This window comes from Alkalihalobacterium sp. TH-98 (genome assembly GCF_057473385.1).
On record NZ_JBYCKM010000049.1, the window covers coordinates 1 to 19,438 of the forward strand.

Below are 19,438 nucleotides of genomic sequence, written 5' to 3' on the forward strand. Positions count from 1 at the left end.
TAAGCTCTTCAGCGCCGATGGTAGTTGGGGGCTTCCCCCTGTGAGAGTAGGACGTCGCTAGGCACCAAGCACAATCCAAATGGGTTGTGCTTTTTTTGTTAGGATGTCAGCTAAAACATAACTATATTTAAATTTTATCTTTGTAATTCGTTAATTTTTGCAAGGTTGCTTTGATCTTGACTGGCTTGATTTTAACAACTTTATGCATTTATTTTCAACTTCGGTCAATTTATTTTCAACTTTTCCGATTTTACATTCAACTTTTTCACTTTATCGATTTCTCGACAAAAACCTACAAAATTCAGTACTTCTACGATGAAAAAATCGTAGAGAACCATACGGCAAACCTAATCTAACAGGTTAGTCTTAACTCATCGGAGCGAGGATTTCTCATCCACCATGTCATCGTTGGCAGGAACCGTCACTAGGTAAAAAGCACAGCCAATACGGTTTGTATTTTTTAATATATAAAATGACTAAAAATCCTGCCTCGCCGATATATCAAGGAGTTACGCTGATAGATCATAAATTCAGCCGATGTAATGAAAATGTTGCTTATTCAGACGCGCCCAGTCCTCATAAAAAAACGCACTTTCAGTATGAAGACAGACACATTGAGATAAAGGAGAACATATAGTAAAGAATAGGTCTAGGTATTTGCTCACAAAAGTAAAAGAATATTTTAAAAAATGTATAGTTTTCGATCAACTTGTCCATTAATTCATAATGGGGGTGATTGTTATCGATAACTTAAAGGTAACGAATACAGGTCACAAGCAATGCGTAGTATGTGATCAGGAGAAAAGTGAAGGAATTCATTTGGTTGAACAATTTATTTGTGAAGATTGTGAAAGACAGATTGTACTTACAGACCCAGATGACTTGTTCTATCATTACTACTTAAAGAAGATGAAAAAGATAAAGATACCAACGATTAATTAATAGAGGCTGACTCAAGTATTGTGTCACACATCTTATATGCGAAATGAAGTGCCCAGTAGAGGCCTTCATTATCGTATATGTTTTAGGAGATGAGACACGTATGAGTCAGCCTTTAGTATTTATTGAATTTAAAACACTTTTATGTACAGTGTGACAAGCATGTTTTGATGAAATGCTTTATAATAGAAACCAAATATATTACAAAGGAAATCTATATGACAAATCAACAAACGACACCACTTTTTACAAAGTTGATGGACCACCTTCATAAGAAGCCTCATTCATTTCATGTTCCAGGCCATAAGTGGGGGAGTGTCTTCCCTGCATTTGCAAAGAATTCATTTGCTTCCATACTAAAACTCGATGCGACAGAATTGAATGGATTAGATGATCTCCATGATGCGCAAACCATTATAAAGGAAGCCCAACAATTATTAGCAGATGCATATGGTGCAGCATCATCCTATTTTTTAGTGGGAGGATCAACCGTTGGCAATTTAGCAATGATCCTATCTGTTTGTAAAAAAGATGAGATAATTCTCGTTCAAAGAGACAGTCACAAGTCAGTAATGAATGGCATACAATTAGCACAAGCAACACCCATTTATTTAACACCCGATTACGATGAAGATTCTGGGTTATCAACAGGTGTCAGCTTGGAGACGGTTATCCAAGCAATTCAAACTTATCCGAAGGCAAAAGCACTTTTTTTAACAAATCCGAGTTATTACGGGATGACGAGAAATTTGGAAGAAATCATTAAAACAGTTCATCAACATAATATCCCAGTACTTGTCGATGAAGCACATGGTGCCCACTTTGGATTTGGAGAAGGGTTACCAGCACCAGCAATTAGCCAAGGTGCTGATGTTGTCGTTCAATCGGCACATAAAACGTTACCGGCAATGACGATGGGCTCCTTCTTACATGTTAATAGTGCGTTAATTTCTAACGAAAAAATTGCGTACTACTTGCAATTTCTACAATCTAGTAGTCCTTCGTATCCGATAATGGCTTCATTGGATTTAGCCAGATATTATGTGGCCAACCTAAATCAGGATGAAGTGTCTACGTTAGTAAAAATCATTAACCAGTTTAAAGATCTATTAAAAGAAATTCCTCAGATTACCGTTGTTGAGTTAAAGAAAAATGCTTCGTTGACAATAGATCCTCTTAAAATAACTTTAAGAACGAACTGTGAATTAACTGGGATCGAAATTCAACGATTATTAGAAGAAAAGGATATATATATAGAGTTAGCCAATGAGGAGTTTTTGCTTCTTGTATTACCTTTGGCACCTTTTAAAGAAATCGAAACTATCGTGTCAGTGCTAGAAAGTGCTTTAAAGCCATACAAGGTTAGAGAAAGATTAAGCAGGCGTAAGAAAGTAGAATTACAACGACTATCACCTGTAAAATTAACGCAAGAGGCAATGAGTACTTATGTCACGAAAAATGTACGTTTAGAAGATGCAGCAGGTCATTTGATTGCGGAACCGATTATTCCCTATCCACCAGGTGTGCCGATGTTGATACCGGGGGAAACTATAACTGAAGAAAAGATTGAAACTATTTTAAAGTTAATCGATGCAGAAACTCGTTTTCAAGGTCATACGAACTTAAAAGAAACGGGAGTTAAAGTTTTTATTATAGATGAGAGAAAAGAGGAAGAAGAAGGATGAGAAAGGGTTTATTCATTACAGCAGAGGGTGGAGAAGGAGCTGGGAAAACATCGGCTTTATCAAAAATATATGACTATTTAATAGATAAAGGCTATGATGTTGTCATGACAAGGGAGCCAGGTGGAATTAAAATTTCTGAGGAAATCCGCTCGGTGATCTTGGATGAAAAACATACAGAAATGGACGGAAGAACGGAAGCATTACTATATGCCGCTGCGAGACGCCAGCACTTAGTAGAGAAAATCGTTCCAGCCTTAGAAGAAGGCAAGATTGTTCTCTGTGATCGTTTTATTGATAGTAGTTTAGCATATCAAGGGTTTGCTAGAGGAATCGGTTTTGAGAATATATTAACAATTAATCAAATAGCTATAGATGAATATTGGCCGGATTTAACGCTTTATTTTAGAGTTGAGCCGGAAGTTGGTTTAGCAAGAATAGCAAAAGATAGAGGCAGAGAAGTAAATCGACTGGACCAAGAAAATGAAACTTTTCATAAGAAAGTGCTCGAAGGCTATGATCAACTTACGAAATTGTATAGAGACCGCATACAAGTTATTAATGCCAATGGATCTTTTGAAAGTGTATATTCCAGCGCTCTTCTGATGATCGAACAACACTTAGAAGCGTTAGCGTTAGATAAAGACTGAGGAGGTATGTATAGTGAAGTTAATTATAGCTGTAGTTCAAGATAAAGATAGTAATCGCCTGTCGGAGGCATTAGTAAAGACGGACTATCGTGCAACGAAACTTGCCAGTACAGGTGGTTTTTTAAAAGCAGGAAATACGACTTTTTTAATTGGAACTGAAGATGAGAATGTCGATGATGTCCTACAAATTATTAAAGACAATTGTAAAAGCAGAGAACAACTAGTGGCTCCTATTTCACCAATGGGTGGAAATGCTGACTCGTATGTTCCTTATCCAGTAGAGGTGCAAATTGGTGGAGCAACGGTATTTGTTTTACCAGTTGAACAGTTTGAGCAATTTTAAAATAAAAGGTGTTGGGAATTAATGACGTGGGAGCAGCTTAATCAAACTCAACATAAGGTTGTCCAAATATTAACGAATAGTATTACTAAAGATCGCTTAACCCATGCGTATGTTTTTGAGGGAAGCAGAGGCACGGGAAAAATGGAAGTCGCTCTGCAACTGGGGAAAAGTTACTTTTGTAAAGAAAAAACGACAGCTGAACCATGTGGTGAGTGCCGCGATTGTAAACGGATTGCTTCTGGAAATCATCCAGATGTTCATCTGATTGCACCCGATGGGCAATCCATTAAAAAACAGCAAGTAGAGTTACTGCGAACAGAGTTTTCTTACCGAGGAATGGAATCAAAACAAAAGTTTTATATTATTAAACATGCGGAGAAAATGACTCCAAGTGCTGCAAATAGTTTGCTTAAGTTTCTTGAGGAACCTGAAGCACCTACTATTGCAGTGCTTCTTACTGAACATTTACATCAAATGTTAAATACAATCATTTCACGCAGCCAAGTCTTATCTTTTTCCCCGCTTTCTAATAAAGAGATGGAAAAGGTGTTAGTGGATGAAGAAGGTCTATCACGCCCTATAGCGAAAATTCTTACGGAAATGACTTCCAATCTAGAAGATGCACGCCAACTTTGTCAGGAAGACTGGATTGTACAAGCACGTAATGTAGTGTTACAATTAACGGAAGAGATCTATTCTCGCCCCCAGCAAATGTTCTTTACCCTTCAAGAAAAGTGGTTACCGCACTTTAAAGGAAAAGAAGAGCTTGGGTTAGGAATTGATTTATTGCTCTTATGGTATAGAGATTTATTATACACACAGCTTGGGGAAAAAGATGGTCTTATTTTTGTTGACCAGTTAGAACGCCTTGATCACCAAGCATTATATAGCTCACAAGAAAAGATTTCCAGACAAATGTCGGCTATTTTTGATGCAAAGAGACATCTGAGTTCAAATGTAAATCCGCAATTATTAATGGAGCGGCTTTTGCTCAGATTACAGGAGGGATAGTTGATAGTGCATCATGTCGTAGGTGTTCGCTTTAAAAAAGCGGGTAAAATTTATTACTTTTCCCCTGGTGAATTCGAGTTACCTAAAGGTGAATGGGTAATTGTCGAAACATCAAGAGGGGTGGAATATGGAAGGGTAGTCATTGAAAAAAAGGAAGTCGATGATAACGATGTCGTCCTTCCGTTAAAGCAAGTTCTTCGTATTGCTGATGAAAAAGACAAGCTAATTGTCAATGAAAATAAAGAAGCAGCGAAGAAAGCTTTCAATGTTTGCCAAGAAAAAATCATAGAACATCAACTAGATATGAAGCTTGTTGATGTAGAATATACGTTTGACCGCAATAAAGTTCTGTTTTATTTTACAGCTGATGGAAGAATTGACTTCCGAGAGCTTGTAAAAGACTTAGCAGCTATATTTAGAACCCGAATTGAATTACGTCAAATTGGTGTTCGAGATGAAGCCAAAATGCTAGGTGGAATTGGTCCGTGCGGGCGAGTTCTTTGCTGTTCATCGTTCTTAGGCGATTTTGAACCTGTTTCAATTAAAATGGCTAAAGATCAAAACTTGTCGTTAAATCCGGCAAAAATTTCAGGGTTATGTGGTCGTCTCATGTGTTGTTTAAAATATGAAAATGATCATTATGAGTCTGTAAAACAATCTTTGCCTGATATTGGGAAGGAAATTAAAACGCCAAATGGACGAGGTAGAGTAGTGGGACTTAACATTTTAGAGCGTATTATTCAAGTTGAGTTATTTGAACAACAACGAATCGTTGAATTCACACTTGAAGAGCTTTTTGAAGAAACGGTTTCGACCCAAGTCACAGAGTAATGAGGTGGGAAACGTGGATAAAAAGGAGATTTTCTCACAAGTTAGTTCAATTGAAGAGCGAATTGGCGGTTTACACGATGAACTCCGTGGTTTAAAGGAACAGCTTGCGCTACTCATTGAGGAGAACCACTATTTAAAGGTGGAGAATGAAAATTTGAGAAAACGCCTTGATGAAACAGTTGAACAAGAAGAAGCGATTGAAGAAAGAGATCCTACGAAGAAGAAACCAGTAGGTGAAGGGTATGATAATTTAGCTAGGTTGTATCAAGAAGGGTTCCACATTTGTAGTACGGATTACGGTAGTATCCGTAAAGATGATTGTCTCTTTTGCTTATCATTTTTTAATCAAAAATAATCGAACAGCATTTAGGATGACTCAAAAGTGTTTGATCATCTGTTTACAATAGAACCTGGCTAATTACATCAGGATTGTAGCAGAAGGTCTGGACACTTTATTGAAGAGTCATCCTCTTTTTTTTGAGGTAAGAAAGTATAAAATCGAAGGTGTCTAGCCCAGCGCCCAGTGACTATCGAGACTTCGCTCTCCTCCTTGCGATAAATCAACTTCGGCTCATTAACATTTCACCGTGTTTCCTTTATCTCATACGGTGTGCCCCAGTCCGTACCTCGCTAAACGGGCGCTTGGGCTTTTTTTGTATCTATTTATGTAATTGTTAGTGTTAGTGTACAATAGGACTAACGCAATGAAATTTGGAGGAAGTAATGGTTACAATACATACGAGTGAAAGAATAGATTATTTACCGGACCGGTCCTTGCAAATCATACAGGCTAGTGATGTATTCTCGTTTTCAATTGATGCAGTTTTACTTGCGAAGTTCGCTTATGTTCCGATCCAAAAAGGAAAGATTATCGATTTATGTACAGGAAACGGGATCATACCACTTATGTTAAGTACAAGAAGTAAAGCTGCGATTACTGGTGTGGAAATTCAAGAAAGGTTGTTTGATATGGCTGCTCGGAGTAATGAACTTAATCAACTTTCCAGTCAGATCAATTTTGTTCAAGCCGATATTAAGTCATTGCCTCAAGAAATTTTAAGTCAAGAATATGATGTAGTCACATGCAACCCACCTTATTTTGAGAAAAAAGAATTATCGGATCGAAATGTAAATATGCATTTTCAAATAGCACGGCATGAGATTTATTGTACATTAGAAGATGTTGTTCAGGTTTGTTCAAAATTAGTAAGACAAAAGGGAAAGGTTGCTCTCGTTCATCGACCAGAAAGGCTCACGGATATTTTTGAGCAGATGAGGAAATATCGAATTGAGCCTAAACGAGTTCAGTTTGTTCAGCCGAAAGCCAATAAAGAAGCCAATATCGTCCTTGTTGAAGGAATAAAAGACGGGAAACCAGGCGTTAAATGTTTACCGACAATTGTCGTCTATGAAGATGAAAAAACGTATACGAAGGAGTTTCAAGCCATTTATTATGGATAATCATTATGTATATATGATTCGTTGCCAAGATGGCTCGCTCTATACAGGCTATACCAATAATATTGAGCGTAGAATCCAAATGCACGAAGCTGGAAAAGGAGCAAAGTACACTCGTGGGAAGGGCCCATTTGTACTAGAATTCTGTCAGGAATATTGGACGAAAAAGGAAGCAATGCAATCAGAATATGCGATCAAACAACTTTCAAAACGAGAAAAAGAGCGTTTAATACAAGAAGGGAAGTTAAATGATGTGGCAGCAAAAGAGCTTTGAAGAAAGAGAAGGTATAGGAAGTTTGTATTTAATACCAACTCCTATCGGTAACTTAGAAGATATGACGTTTCGAGCGGTCAAAATTTTAAAAGAGGTAGATGTCATTGCAGCAGAAGATACGAGACAAACGAAAAAATTATGTCTCCATTTTGAAATCGATACTAAACTTGTAAGTTATCATGATCATAATAAAAGAGGCAGTGGGGAGAAGTTACTCCAAACTTTAAGAGAAGGACGAAATGTGGCTTTAGTGAGTGATGCGGGAACCCCTGCTATTTCAGATCCGGGATATGAACTCGTTGTAGATTGTCTAGCAGAAGAAATTTCAGTTATTCCTTTACCAGGAGCAAATGCAGCCATTACGGCTCTGATTGCATCAGGACTTAATACACAGCATTTTTACTATTATGGCTTTTTAAATCGACAAAAAAAAGAGCGAAAAAAGGAATTAGAGCAATTAAAGAATATTCAAGTGCCAATTATCTTTTATGAATCTCCTCATCGTTTAGAAGAAATGTTAAAGCATGTATTAGAACAATTAGGTGATAGGAATATAGCCATTTGTCGCGAATTAACTAAGAGATACGAAGAATTTATTCGTGGAACGATATCTGAAGTAATTGAATGGTGTCAATCTTCCCAGGTTAGAGGAGAATTTTGTGTCGTTGTGGATGGAGCAAGTGAATTTCAGCTAACAGAAGACGTATGGTGGGAAAACCTTTCAATTAATGAACATGTCGAACATTATATAGAGAAGCAGATGAGTAGTAAGGAAGCTATTAAGGAAGTAGCTAAAGAAAGGCAGTTGCCAAAGCGGGATGTATATGCAGAATACCATAAGTAACAGAAAGAAGGCTCTGCATTTGCAGAGCCACGTTTTTTATATCAATTTATTTATTAGTTTTTTCTAAGTAACTAGAAAGCTCATCAATGATTGCTTTAGCACCTTGAGGACTTAAGATGATTTTTCCGTCTGCAATTGAAAGGTTATCATCAGATACTTCCCCAGTAATTTGACAAGTCATATTTGGCTTATATTTCTTTAAAATAATACGGTCGTTATCCACATAAATCTCTAATGCATCTTTCTCTGCAATATCAAGTGTACGACGAAGCTCGATTGGAATAACCACCCGTCCTAACTCATCAACTTTACGAACAATACCTGTAGATTTCATGTTCTTTTCTCCTCCCAATGTATGGTTATATCTTGTTTTATTGATGTCATTTTTCGACAAAATTCTTTATAAACCAAGAATACCAGTGTTTCCAAAACAAGTCAATTTATTTTTTTTACAAAATTAAGTATATTGCTAGTAATTTTTTCTAATTTGTATGTTAGATTGTTGTATAACAAGGGTTTTAAAATGAGAGGTGAGTATAGTTGTTAGAAGTGCCAAGACATTTTATAGAAAAAATGACAAAATTGGATAATGAACTAAGGATGAAATATGGAAATAAGCAAAGGATTAATTCGACAATTCGACAAAGTTTATTCGACAAAAACGGACAGTTTCGACAAATGTCTCAAAATGAAGCTGACTTTTTGTCGAACTGGATTGGGGAGCTTGAAGTAGTAGCTGTTGATGGGTCTGTCAACCAGACGAAAGGTGAATATCCTCATGTTATCTATTTCTTTCAAGCATTGGCACGAACCATTAGAGGAGTAGAAGAGTGGGAATTTGATCTATACACTCCTTTGCTAGAAGAGATCATAGAAACAAGTGAAGAGGAAATTCAAAGTCAAAAGCGAGTCCGTTCATCAAAAATGGCTGAATTAGAATTGATGGTTGCTAAAGCGATGATGGAACAAGGAGCTATCAAACTTATTTTAATGGATGGTTCACTCACACATTACGCCATTGATGCACCAAAGCTTTGGCAAGAGGTAAGAGATCTGGCGCTGTTGAACAATGTTCTTATTGCCGGTGTGACAGAGGAAGTGGGTACAAGCTTCTTGTATCAAGTTTTAGAGCTGGAGTTTAATGAGGCACAGGGTCAACAGTTGGTGTATGACCGAGATCTGTTGTTTGGTGTATTAAAGCAAGGTGAGATGTTGTTTCTTGAAAAGGTTCAACATAAACCTCAAGTTCATACAGCATGGCTGAGACCCTCGACGGATCCAGCGGTAATTGGTGTTGATGTATTAATTGAACAAACAGAAGAAATCAATCGAATTTGTGATTTTATTTTCTCGATTACTCCGAAAGAGGGAAGAGGAATTCCCTTATTTTTAGATATGGTTGATCGAGATGTCCGCATTACTGATAAGTTAGTAGAAGCTTTAGTTGAACAGTATATTGATCCAGAACTTACTCGACGTTTATTCTCACCGAAACGAACACATAGATTATATTAGTAAAAGGGAGAGGGTAGTATGCAAGTTGTTGGTATAACAACACAACATGAAATATATATCGTTTCAAAAGAACATAAATTTAGAATCAATGAAATTTTACTCATTGAAGATGATAGACTTGGAAATCCAATGGGTGAAGTCGTCGAAACCTTTTCCTATAATCGCTTTATTCCGATGGGGTATGATAAAGGAATTGTTGATGCACAAGTGTTAAAGACGCTAGAACAGCTTGGGTATGATATTGGTGCTGATGAGATTAATCTTTCTAAAGTGAGATTATTTGAAGAAGCGATTCAACCGATTCAAACGGGTGCTTCTGTAAGGACTCCTGAATTTGCAGAAGTTAAACATTTCTTAGTAAAAGTACAACCTCAAGACGGTTTAGTGTTAGGTGAAATAAGGAGTACAGATCATTTAATGGAATCGTTGCCTTCTGAACTCAAGCAGCTTATGAAAATTCAAGAGCAAGAAGTGGAACGTGACCAAAATGGAGTACCTTTTATTTTTGATATAAAAGCGATGCAACAATACCCGCATATCGGTGTGTTTGGTGGATCTGGTTCTGGAAAATCCTTTGGTTTACGAGTGATGTTGGAAGAAATTATGAAACAATCGATTCCTACAATCGTGTTTGACCCTCACTTTGAAATGAATTTTAGTCATGTATCAGACGGATTGAATGGAGCAGATTATTCTAATAAATACGTATCTGTTCAAATTGGAAGAGATGTAGGGGTTGATTTTAGTTCTTTAACAACAAGAGATATTGAACGTCTCCTCGGTGCTGCTGGTTCTTTAACGGAATCGATGGTCAATGTAATTCAAAGTGTACATAAGCGAAAAGACAGCTACCAATCATTTAGTGACCGCATTGCTAATCTAGTGGATGCTTTAGAGTTAGGTAAACAGAAAGTAGAAGCATTTATTTATGATGGCAATGGTTTGTCCCGTGAGCAACTGGAACAATATGATACGTATCAAAAGCTATTAAATCAGTTTGGCAGCTTGCCTTTGTCTTCGGTAAAAGGAATTCAGTGGCGTTTAAATCGGTTATATCAATCTGGTTTGTTTCAACATAATATCCGTGCCATTGAAGATGGCTTGAATAGTGGTAAATTAGTAGTCATCCAAGGTTCGGTTTGGCTATTGCAAGTATTCTCCAGCTTTGTGATTGGAGTACTTTATACGAAAAGAAGAACGTATAGAGATGCTAAACTTCAAAATGAACAAGGAACCTTTTTCCCTCCATTTGTGATCGTTACAGATGAGGCTCATAATTTTGCTCCGAAAGGATATGATGCTCCTGCCAAAAGTGTTTTAAAAGAAATAGCGCAAGAGGGTCGAAAATATGGTGTGTTTCTTATTTTTGCAACACAACGACCGACTCTATTAGATGAAACGATCACAGCTCAATTAAACTCAAAGTTTGTTTTCCGGACGGTTCGTGGTACAGATATACAAACAATAAAGGAAGAAACCGATTTAACACACGAAGAAGGAAAAAGATTGCCGTATTTGCGTTCTGGAGATGTCTTTGTTTCGTCAGCCATATTTGGAAGAACGCTTGCGATCAGAATTCGCCTTGCAGATACGACGAGCCCACACGTACTAAATCCTTTTGATGAATTAAAGGTAATGAATGAGCAGGATGATGCAGATATACTAGAGGTGTTACAGTCTTTACTCCCATTATCAGAAACAGCATTAATTCGTCATACCGATGAGATCAATCAGGATCTGGGGAAAAGCTGGGATGTTGCTCAACTCAAAAGAGAGTTAGAACAATTAGCAGAAAAAGGAAAACTAAAAAAGGTCAAAAATCCATTTGCAACAATCTATGATCGACCTTGACATTAGCTGTATTTATTCGGTATATTTTTTGGTGAGATGTGGAAGAACTTAAATGTAAAGAAATGAATATTCTTTCCAATGAACGGATGAGTATAATAGGTCGACTATTTAGCAAGGAAGCTAAGACAGAGAGCTGGGATAGCTGGGAACCAGTATAGTCACTATTAGAAGATGGTCCAGTGAGGAATTGCTTTCGAGTTAGACACTAATAAGGGAGCAACGTACTCTAGCGTTACTAGAGAAGTCAAACGACTTATTGAGCCTATTCTTGTGAAAGAATGGGGAAATAGGGTGGTACCACGTGAGTTCGCTCTCGTCCCTTGCTGGATGAGGGCTTTTTTATATGTTCAGCTCCTTTCTTAAACAGTACATAAAGGGTAACGATTACCTAAAACCAATTTTAGTTTGAGTAAAGGTGGAACACAAGGGTGTTATTGTAAAGTTTTATTGAAGAATTTGAAAGGAATAAAGAAAAAATTAACTAAGTGGAGGACATTTTAAAATGAGTGAGAAGAAGACATTTTATATTACAACACCAATTTATTATCCGAGTGATAAGCTGCATATTGGTCATGCTTATACAACAGTAGCCGGAGATGCGATGGCTCGTTATAAGCGTTTACGTGGCTATGATGTCATGTATTTAACAGGTACTGATGAGCATGGTCAAAAAATCGAACGAAAAGCAGAAGAAAAAGGCGTAACACCGCAACAATTTGTGGATGAAATTGTAAGTGGTATTCAAGATTTATGGAAGAAACTTGATATCTCATATGATGACTTTATTCGTACGACAGAAGACCGACATAAAGACGTAGTTGCTAAGATTTTCGAACAATTACTCGCTCAAGGTGATATTTATTTAGATGAGTATGAAGGATGGTACTCCATTCCAGATGAGACTTTTTACACGGAACACCAACTCGTTGATCCAGTTATGGAAGATGGTAAAGTAGTCGGTGGAAAAAGTCCGGATAGCGGGCACCCTGTAGAAAAAGTCCGTGAACAATCGTACTTTTTCCGTATGAGTAAATATGCTGATCGTTTGTTGGAGTTCTATGAGGATAATCCGCAGTTTATCCAACCAGAGTCACGAAAAAATGAAATGATTAATAACTTCATTAAACCGGGACTAGAAGATTTAGCTGTGTCTCGTACTTCGTTTGAATGGGGCGTAAAAATTCCGAGTAACCCAAAACATGTAGTCTATGTTTGGATTGACGCGCTTTCTAACTATATTACAGCTCTCGGTTATGGAAATTCGAATGATGAGAAATATAAACAATACTGGCCAGCAGATGTTCATCTTGTCGGGAAGGAAATTGTTCGTTTCCACACGATCTATTGGCCAATTATGCTAATGGCCCTTGATTTACCATTACCGAAAAAAGTGTTTGGTCACGGTTGGTTACTAATGAAAGATGGCAAGATGTCAAAGTCCAAAGGAAATGTTGTCGATCCGGTACCATTAATTGACCGCTACGGCTTAGATGCACTTAGATACTATTTATTACGAGAAGTTCCATTTGGTTCAGATGGCGTATTCACGCCGGAAAGCTTCGTAGAACGAGTCAATTACGATTTAGCGAATGATCTCGGTAATTTATTAAATCGTACGGTGGCAATGATTAATAAGTACTTTGATGGGCAACTCCCTTCTTATGTGAAAGACGGGACACCGTTTGATTCAAGTTTAGTCGAGCTTGTAGATGCTACAGTTGAAAAAGTGGAAAATGCAATGGAAGATATGGAGTTTTCCGTTGCACTTTCAGCGATCTGGCAGCTTGTAAGCCGAACAAATAAATACATTGATGAAACACAACCTTGGGTATTAGCAAAGAACGAAGATGAAAAGGAAAAGCTGGGAGCTGTTATGTATCACCTGGCTGAGTCTTTACGATATATCTCCATTTTAATTCAGCCGTTTATGACAGAAACACCGAAAAAAGTTTGGCAGCAATTAGGTTTAGCTGAAAACATCACAACGTGGGATTCAATCCAAGTATTTGGCCAAATTCCTTCTGGGACGACTGTATCCAAAGGTGAGCCTATTTTTCCACGTCTCGACGTTGAAGAAGAAGTGAAGTATATTGTTGAAATGATGGGCGGTTCACTAGTAAAAGATGAACCAAAACCTGAGGTAACTAATAGTGAGGTCGAGGAAACAGAAGAAATTACAATTGATGACTTTATGAAAGTGGATTTACGTGTTGCAGAAGTTATCAAAGCAGAGCCTGTGAAAAAAGCAGATAAGTTATTAAAAATTCAGCTTGATCTCGGCTACGAGCAAAGACAAGTGGTTTCTGGTATAGCGAAATATTATTCTCCAGAAGATTTAGTCGGTCGTAAAGTCATTTGTGTGACGAATTTAAAACCAATAAAACTTCGTGGTGAAATGTCTAAGGGAATGATTTTAGCTGCTTCTGAAGGGGATCAACTTACACTTGCTTCAGTTGACCAGTCAATGCCGAACGGAGCAAAAGTAAAATAATAGCAAACGATAATCAGGGTTAGGGTAAGCTTTTAGATGACAGCTTACTCTTTCCCTTTTTTAAAAAATGATGATACTAACATTGTTTTATTGAGATAATAATTAGTTTCACTAGTATATTTAGACAACGAGAGGATGATAAAAGTATGTTATTTGATACACATGTCCACCTTAATGCGGATCAGTTTGAAGAAGACCGAGCGGAAGTGATCCAGCGTGCGCAAGAAGCTGGAGTCACTCACATGGTGGTTGTTGGCTTTGATGAGAAGACGATAAAAGGAGCTCTACAAATCGCTGAGAAGTATGAGAACATATACGCAGCTGTAGGATGGCACCCAGTGGACGCAATAGATATGACTGATCAGCACTTAGCCTTATTAGAGGAGCTCGCTGCACATCCGAAAGTAGTTGCCTTAGGTGAAATGGGTCTGGATTACCATTGGGATAAGTCGCCAAAAGACGTTCAGAAAGAAGTATTTCGAAAACAAATTCGTTTAGCAAAAAAAGTAAACCTGCCAATCATTATTCATAACCGTGAAGCGAGTCAAGATATTGTTGATATTCTAAGAGAAGAAGAAGCTTCACAAGTCGGTGGGATTATGCATTGCTTTAGTGGAAGTGTTGAAATTGCAAAAGCTTGCCTGGATATGAACTTCCATATCTCTTTTGGTGGACCTGTAACTTTTAAAAATGCGAAGAAACCTAAAGAAGTGGCTGTTGAAGTACCTTTAGATCGTTTGTTAATTGAAACGGATTGTCCATATTTAGCACCACATCCGTATCGTGGGAAGCGAAATGAACCAGCATATGTTGAACTCGTTGCCAAACAAATTGCTGAATTAAAAGAAATGACATATGAGGAACTGACACAACAAACAATGGACAATGCTAAAAAGTTATTTAACATAATTTGATAGAATATTCTGTCGTATTTTGAGAGGGCTTGTCTAAATTTTCTTTAGTTCGTATGAGTTCTACAATGAAGCGGGCTTGCATACATTGAACTTGTCGATAAATATTTGTTTCCTTCAGGCGGATTTTTATGGATAATAGTTGTTATGAGGGAAACAAATTAACATTATACTAGTTGACAAAAGGAGGTGAAGTGTTTATAATTCGTACCTTAAGAAGGGGGAAGATTAAACATGGAACCCAGTAGGATAAGCTTGCTTTTTTCTAACCTAAATTTTGGGAAAAAGCTGACGATCTCCATACTATGTTTTGTCCTAGTTATCGGGACAATGAGCTTTGCAATCTATGAAACAACGAAAGCGAATGTAACGGTAACTGCAGATGAAGAAGAAGTGACAATTCGCACTCATGCCAATACTGTTGCAGAGGTAATGGAAGAACTTGGATTCGTTGTAGGCGAATACGATGAGTTAGAACCAGCTATAAGTGAAAAGATTACAGGAAATATGTCCATAAGTTGGAAATTAGCTAAAGAAATCAATGTAGCTATCAACGGTGATGAAAAGCTGGTCTGGACAACTGCTGATAATGTAGAAGATTTAATTGCTGAATTAGATATTACGGTTAAAGAACATGATAAAATCAGTCCTAGCTTAAATACAGAAATTCAACCTGAAATGAATGTTACGTATGAATCTGCTTTTATGGTAAGAGTCAAAAGTGACGGGGAAGAACATGAAGTATGGACAACTTCGACTACTGTCGCTGACTTTTTAGAAAGAGAATCGATCGCCATAGGTGAGCTGGATCGAGTTGAACCAGCTTTGGAAGACGTACTTAATAGTGAACAAGAAATTAAGGTAGTTAGAGTAGAAAAAGTCACCGATGTAGTGGAAGAGACTGTAGCATTTGCCACAGTAACGAAAAATGACAGTTCGTTACAAAAAGGAAAAGAGAAAGTTGTAGATTCGGGGCAAAGTGGTCTTGTTGAAAAGCATTATGAAGTTGTCTTAGAAGATGGAAAGGAAGTCTCTAGGGAACTCATAAAAACAGAGACGACAAGAGAGAGTAAGGATCGAGTAGTCGCAGTAGGCACACGTCAACCGACTCCGACCGTTTCTCGTGGAAGTTCTCCAACACAAACTTCAACTAGTCAGTCAAGCCCAAGTCAATCTAGCCCAAGTGGTAAAACACTAAGGGTATCAGCAACTGCTTATACTGCTAATTGCAGTGGTTGCAGTGGTATTACAGCAACTGGTATTAATTTAAAAAATAATCGTAATATGAAAGTCATTGCGGTCGATCCTAATGTCATTCCTCTCGGATCAAGAGTCCATGTCGAAGGTTATGGTACAGCTATAGCTGGTGACACAGGCGGTGCGATCCGCGGGAATAAAATTGATGTTCATGTTCCGACCAAAGCGGATGCATATAACTGGGGAAGAAGGACAGTGACGATTACCATTTTAGATTAACTCGATGAGCACAGAGACCTCTCTGTGCTTTTTCTGTTTGCTATCATAAATAGATAAGCGAATAAAGATAAATACTAACAAAAAAAACGGAAGCCGTCGTTAAGTAGCGTAAGGACTGGAGGGCCTCGAGCCGATGGTATGGTACTTATAGTTAGTCAAGGAATGTCCCAGGCAGCACCACAGATAGACCTAGATGCATCTCGGTGTGAACTCGCATCGCATGCATGTTTTTTTAAAGTTGGAATCATTTAGCGGACTGAGAGGACGTTATTTTACCGGAAACCACCATATTTCAGTACTTGGCGGACTGAGAGGCCCTTATTTGATAAAAATCACGTAAAAACAGCATGAATATGAGTAAATAAGGGCCTCAGAGTCCGCTTAAACTCAAAAGAGCAGCTTTTGGCAAAAAATAAGGGCCTCAGAGTCCGGTATTTCAAGCTCAACGACGTAAATTAGGATTGTAGAGGCAAAGATAAGCTAGTCGTTCTAAAACAAACAAGCAAGGCGACAGGTGCCATGTTTGTCAGCGCCACCGAACGGTCGGTCGCTGTAACTAACATCACATTAGAGGTCCTGTGCAGATGTCGCTTCCCTGCTAAATACTAAAATACAGGTAAGATACCTGTAGGTAACCCCACTCAAAACAGTGCTGTGCATTCGGCAGTATGAGGTAGGAATAGATGTTAAATCTATTTTAATATTTGTCTTTACTTATTAGACGTTCTATACTATAAAAAGTTTCATTTTTTCGGAGGATTTTTTATGAAAATTAAAGAAGTAATCGTCGTTGAAGGGAGAGATGACACGGTTGCGGTTCAACGTGCGGTTAATGCAGATACGATTGAAACGAACGGATCAGCGATTGGAGAAGCGGTCATTCACCGGATTCAATTAGCCCAAGCCCGTAGAGGTGTCATTATTTTAACCGACCCAGATTACCCAGGAGAGCGCATCAGGCATATTGTAAGTCAACGGGTTCCAGGTTGTAAGCATGCTTTTTTACCTAAAGTGGATGCCATTTCAAAGAGAGGAAACGATTTAGGAGTTGAAAATGCAACTCCCGAAGCTATTCGCCAAGCTTTAGCTAATGTAAAACAAGAGTTTGAAAACCCGCAAGAAGAAATTACATGGCAGGATCTGATTGATGGCGGGCTGATTGGAGGGCCTCAATCTCGTGACCGCAGAGAACGGATTGGATTGGCTCTTAAAATTGGTTACGCTAACGGGAAACAACTACATAAACGACTGCATGTTTTTCAAATTACAAAAGAAGAATTTTCACAAGCGTTACAACAGGTGCTTGAGGAGGAAAATAATGAATAAAGATATTGCAACACCGATACGAACGAGAGCTATACTAGAGAAATATAAGTTTTCATTTAAGAAAAGTTTAGGGCAAAACTTTTTAATCGACTTAAACATATTAGCACGTATTCTAGATGCTGCAGGCGTGAATGAACAAGTTGGAGCGATTGAAATAGGGCCAGGAATAGGGGCTCTTACAGAACAATTAGCAAAGCGTGCTGATAAAGTGGTAGCTTTTGAAATCGATCAACGTCTACTCCCGGTTTTAGGTGATACGCTTTCGCCATATGATAACGTAAAAATTATTCACTCAGACGTCCTAAAAGCAGATGTAAGCCAAGTTATGAGGGAGGAGTTTAAAGAGGGACAAGACGTAATGGTTGTCGCTAATCTCCCGTATTATGTAACGACTCCTATACTGATGAAGTTACTAGAAGAAAAGCTACCGATTAAAGGAATTGTTGTTATGATACAAAAAGAAGTAGCTGATCGAATTGCAGCAAAGCCAGGCTCCAAAGATTATGGTTCTTTATCAATTGCTGCTCAGTATTATGCAAAGGCTGAAACTGTTTTTACCGTTCCCAAAACGGTCTTTGTTCCTCAACCGAATGTTGAGTCTGCTGTATTAAGATTGACCATTCGTGAGGAGCCGCCTGTTGAAGTTGAAGATGAAAGTTTCTTTTTCCAAGTGATAAGATCAAGTTTTGCTCAACGTCGGAAAACGATTTTTAATAATCTAACTCATCATTTTGGAAAAGATCATAAAGAACATATTGAATCAGCGTTGACAAATGCAGATGTCGATCCGAAGCGTCGTGGAGAAACACTCTCTATTGAAGAATTTGCACAATTAAGTAACGAATTGATCGGATTATTAAAGGTTAAATGATTTAGGCTGGTAACTAAAAACTGAAGCACCCTTTCACTCCTTCTCACATAGGCTAATTGGTGAGGAGGAGTTTTTTATGAAGTTGAAGGTAGGGCAGATTGTAGGCCGGAAATCATATCAATGTGATATTTTATTTCGGATTTCTTCTATAAACGATAATGTTGCAGAATTGTATGGAGAAGATGTGCGTCTCGTTGCAGATGCACCTTTAGACGATTTAGTTGCTATTAGTGAAGATGAGCATAGAGAAAGAAGAAAAAAGGAGAAAGAAAAAGAGGATAACTGCTATTATCTGTTTCGCCAAGATAGTCGTGTCATAAAAAAGCGAGGCGATTATGAAGCGACATCAGGTTATAGTACCGAACCTTCCTATTTTGAAATTCGAGGTCGAGTCCTCCATATTGATGGAGACTCGATGTATTTAAGAAAGTGTATGGAGCTTTATGAAAAACTAGGTGTGCCTGTTTACGGTGTGCATGTGGTTGAAAAAGAGATGCCTCAACAAATCGATTCTCTTTTAGAAATGGTACGACCTGATATTTTAGTTGTAACAGGTCATGATGCCTATTTAAAAACAAGAGGAAATCAAAAAGATATAAAAGGATACCGTCATTCCAAGTATTTTGCAGAAACGGTTAGGATAGCCCGTAAAAGGGTTCCAAGCCTCGACGATCTCGTAATATTCGCAGGAGCTTGTCAGTCCCACTTTGAAACATTAATTAAAACTGGTGCAAATTATGCGAGTTCTCCGGACCGTATCAACATTCATGCGTTAGACCCCGTTTATATCGTTGCAAAAATCAGCTTAACGCCGTTTATGGACCAAGTCAATGTATGGGATGTATTGAAGAATACAATTACTGGCGAGCGTGGACTTGGAGGAATAGAAACGAAAGGTTTTATGAGAAGAGGTATGCCAATCTCTGAATACGAAGACGAACAATAAGTGTCGAATGGTGTCTACG

The 19,438-nt window shown here is 38.0% G+C and carries 19 protein-coding genes and 1 other annotated feature; of the genes, 18 read left to right on the forward strand and 1 reads right to left on the reverse strand.

What is annotated here, in order from left to right; translation table 11 throughout:
• Window positions 1-726 precede the first annotated feature (726 nt).
• The 10 genes from AC2VNP_RS20035 (at window position 727) to rsmI (ending at window position 8,032) form a co-directional block, all read left to right on the forward strand.
• Window positions 727-942, forward strand: coding sequence for a sigma factor G inhibitor Gin (locus AC2VNP_RS20035; RefSeq protein ID WP_486919018.1), 216 nt, complete (start codon window positions 727-729; stop codon window positions 940-942).
• Between the two features lie 215 nt (window positions 943-1,157).
• Complete coding sequence (locus tag AC2VNP_RS20040; RefSeq protein WP_486919019.1) at window positions 1,158-2,624, forward strand: aminotransferase class I/II-fold pyridoxal phosphate-dependent enzyme; 1,467 nt, start codon at window positions 1,158-1,160, stop codon at window positions 2,622-2,624.
• On the forward strand, window positions 2,621-3,271 hold the full coding sequence (gene tmk / locus AC2VNP_RS20045; RefSeq protein WP_486919020.1) for a dTMP kinase: 651 nt from the start codon (window positions 2,621-2,623) through the stop codon (window positions 3,269-3,271). The genes AC2VNP_RS20040 and tmk overlap by 4 nt, the downstream gene beginning before the upstream one ends.
• 13 nt (window positions 3,272-3,284) lie before the next feature.
• Window positions 3,285-3,614: a cyclic-di-AMP receptor gene (locus AC2VNP_RS20050; RefSeq protein WP_216831175.1), complete on the forward strand. Its 330-nt coding sequence runs from the start codon at window positions 3,285-3,287 to the stop codon at window positions 3,612-3,614.
• A 21-nt stretch (window positions 3,615-3,635) separates the two neighbouring features.
• A complete protein-coding gene (holB, locus tag AC2VNP_RS20055) occupies window positions 3,636-4,625 on the forward strand; it encodes a DNA polymerase III subunit delta' (protein WP_486919021.1) in 990 nt (329 codons plus the stop codon).
• Between the two features lie 6 nt (window positions 4,626-4,631).
• A complete protein-coding gene (locus AC2VNP_RS20060) occupies window positions 4,632-5,456 on the forward strand; it encodes a PSP1 domain-containing protein (RefSeq protein WP_275120610.1) in 825 nt (274 codons plus the stop codon).
• A gap of 13 nt (window positions 5,457-5,469) precedes the next feature.
• Window positions 5,470-5,811 carry a DNA replication initiation control protein YabA gene (yabA, locus tag AC2VNP_RS20065; RefSeq protein WP_486919022.1) on the forward strand — a complete coding sequence of 114 codons (342 nt, stop codon included), beginning with the start codon at window positions 5,470-5,472 and terminating at the stop codon, window positions 5,809-5,811.
• 368 nt (window positions 5,812-6,179) lie between these two features.
• Complete coding sequence (locus AC2VNP_RS20070; protein WP_486919023.1) at window positions 6,180-6,917, forward strand: tRNA1(Val) (adenine(37)-N6)-methyltransferase; 738 nt, start codon at window positions 6,180-6,182, stop codon at window positions 6,915-6,917.
• The gene (locus AC2VNP_RS20075) at window positions 6,910-7,188 is read left to right on the forward strand and encodes a GIY-YIG nuclease family protein (protein ID WP_486919024.1); all 279 of its coding nucleotides are present in this window, start codon (window positions 6,910-6,912) and stop codon (window positions 7,186-7,188) included. The genes AC2VNP_RS20070 and AC2VNP_RS20075 overlap by 8 nt, the downstream gene beginning before the upstream one ends.
• On the forward strand, window positions 7,166-8,032 hold the full coding sequence (gene rsmI, locus AC2VNP_RS20080; RefSeq protein WP_486919049.1) for a 16S rRNA (cytidine(1402)-2'-O)-methyltransferase: 867 nt from the start codon (window positions 7,166-7,168) through the stop codon (window positions 8,030-8,032). Before AC2VNP_RS20075 ends, rsmI begins: the two co-directional genes overlap by 23 nt.
• Window positions 8,033-8,078: 46 nt before the next feature.
• Here rsmI and abrB read toward each other — a convergent pair whose 3' ends face one another.
• Complete coding sequence (abrB, locus tag AC2VNP_RS20085; RefSeq protein ID WP_275120596.1) at window positions 8,079-8,366, reverse strand: transition state genes transcriptional regulator AbrB; 288 nt, start codon at window positions 8,364-8,366, stop codon at window positions 8,079-8,081.
• A gap of 239 nt (window positions 8,367-8,605) precedes the next feature.
• Here abrB and AC2VNP_RS20090 point away from each other — a divergent pair, with 239 nt between their 5' ends.
• From AC2VNP_RS20090 to yabG, 8 genes are all read left to right on the forward strand, one after another.
• Window positions 8,606-9,547, forward strand: coding sequence for a DNA double-strand break repair nuclease NurA (locus tag AC2VNP_RS20090; protein WP_486919025.1), 942 nt, complete (start codon window positions 8,606-8,608; stop codon window positions 9,545-9,547).
• Window positions 9,548-9,565: 18 nt separating this feature from the next.
• The gene (locus tag AC2VNP_RS20095; protein ID WP_486919026.1) at window positions 9,566-11,398 is read left to right on the forward strand and encodes an ATP-binding protein; all 1,833 of its coding nucleotides are present in this window, start codon (window positions 9,566-9,568) and stop codon (window positions 11,396-11,398) included.
• Between the two features lie 69 nt (window positions 11,399-11,467).
• Window positions 11,468-11,722: a binding site (T-box leader), on the forward strand.
• Window positions 11,723-11,900: 178 nt separating this feature from the next.
• Window positions 11,901-13,889 carry a methionine--tRNA ligase gene (gene metG, locus AC2VNP_RS20100; protein WP_486919027.1) on the forward strand — a complete coding sequence of 663 codons (1,989 nt, stop codon included), beginning with the start codon at window positions 11,901-11,903 and terminating at the stop codon, window positions 13,887-13,889.
• 146 nt (window positions 13,890-14,035) lie between these two features.
• A complete protein-coding gene (locus tag AC2VNP_RS20105) occupies window positions 14,036-14,803 on the forward strand; it encodes a TatD family hydrolase (protein ID WP_486919028.1) in 768 nt (255 codons plus the stop codon).
• 327 nt (window positions 14,804-15,130) lie between these two features.
• A complete protein-coding gene (locus tag AC2VNP_RS20110; protein ID WP_486919029.1) occupies window positions 15,131-16,276 on the forward strand; it encodes a ubiquitin-like domain-containing protein in 1,146 nt (381 codons plus the stop codon).
• A gap of 765 nt (window positions 16,277-17,041) precedes the next feature.
• Window positions 17,042-17,602, forward strand: a complete 561-nt coding sequence (rnmV, locus tag AC2VNP_RS20115; RefSeq protein WP_486919030.1) for a ribonuclease M5 — start codon at window positions 17,042-17,044, stop codon at window positions 17,600-17,602.
• Window positions 17,595-18,473, forward strand: coding sequence for a 16S rRNA (adenine(1518)-N(6)/adenine(1519)-N(6))-dimethyltransferase RsmA (gene rsmA, locus AC2VNP_RS20120; RefSeq protein WP_486919031.1), 879 nt, complete (start codon window positions 17,595-17,597; stop codon window positions 18,471-18,473). Before rnmV ends, rsmA begins: the two co-directional genes overlap by 8 nt.
• Window positions 18,474-18,549: 76 nt before the next feature.
• On the forward strand, window positions 18,550-19,419 hold the full coding sequence (gene yabG, locus AC2VNP_RS20125; RefSeq protein ID WP_486919032.1) for a sporulation peptidase YabG: 870 nt from the start codon (window positions 18,550-18,552) through the stop codon (window positions 19,417-19,419).
• The last annotated feature ends 19 nt before the right edge of the window (window positions 19,420-19,438 follow it).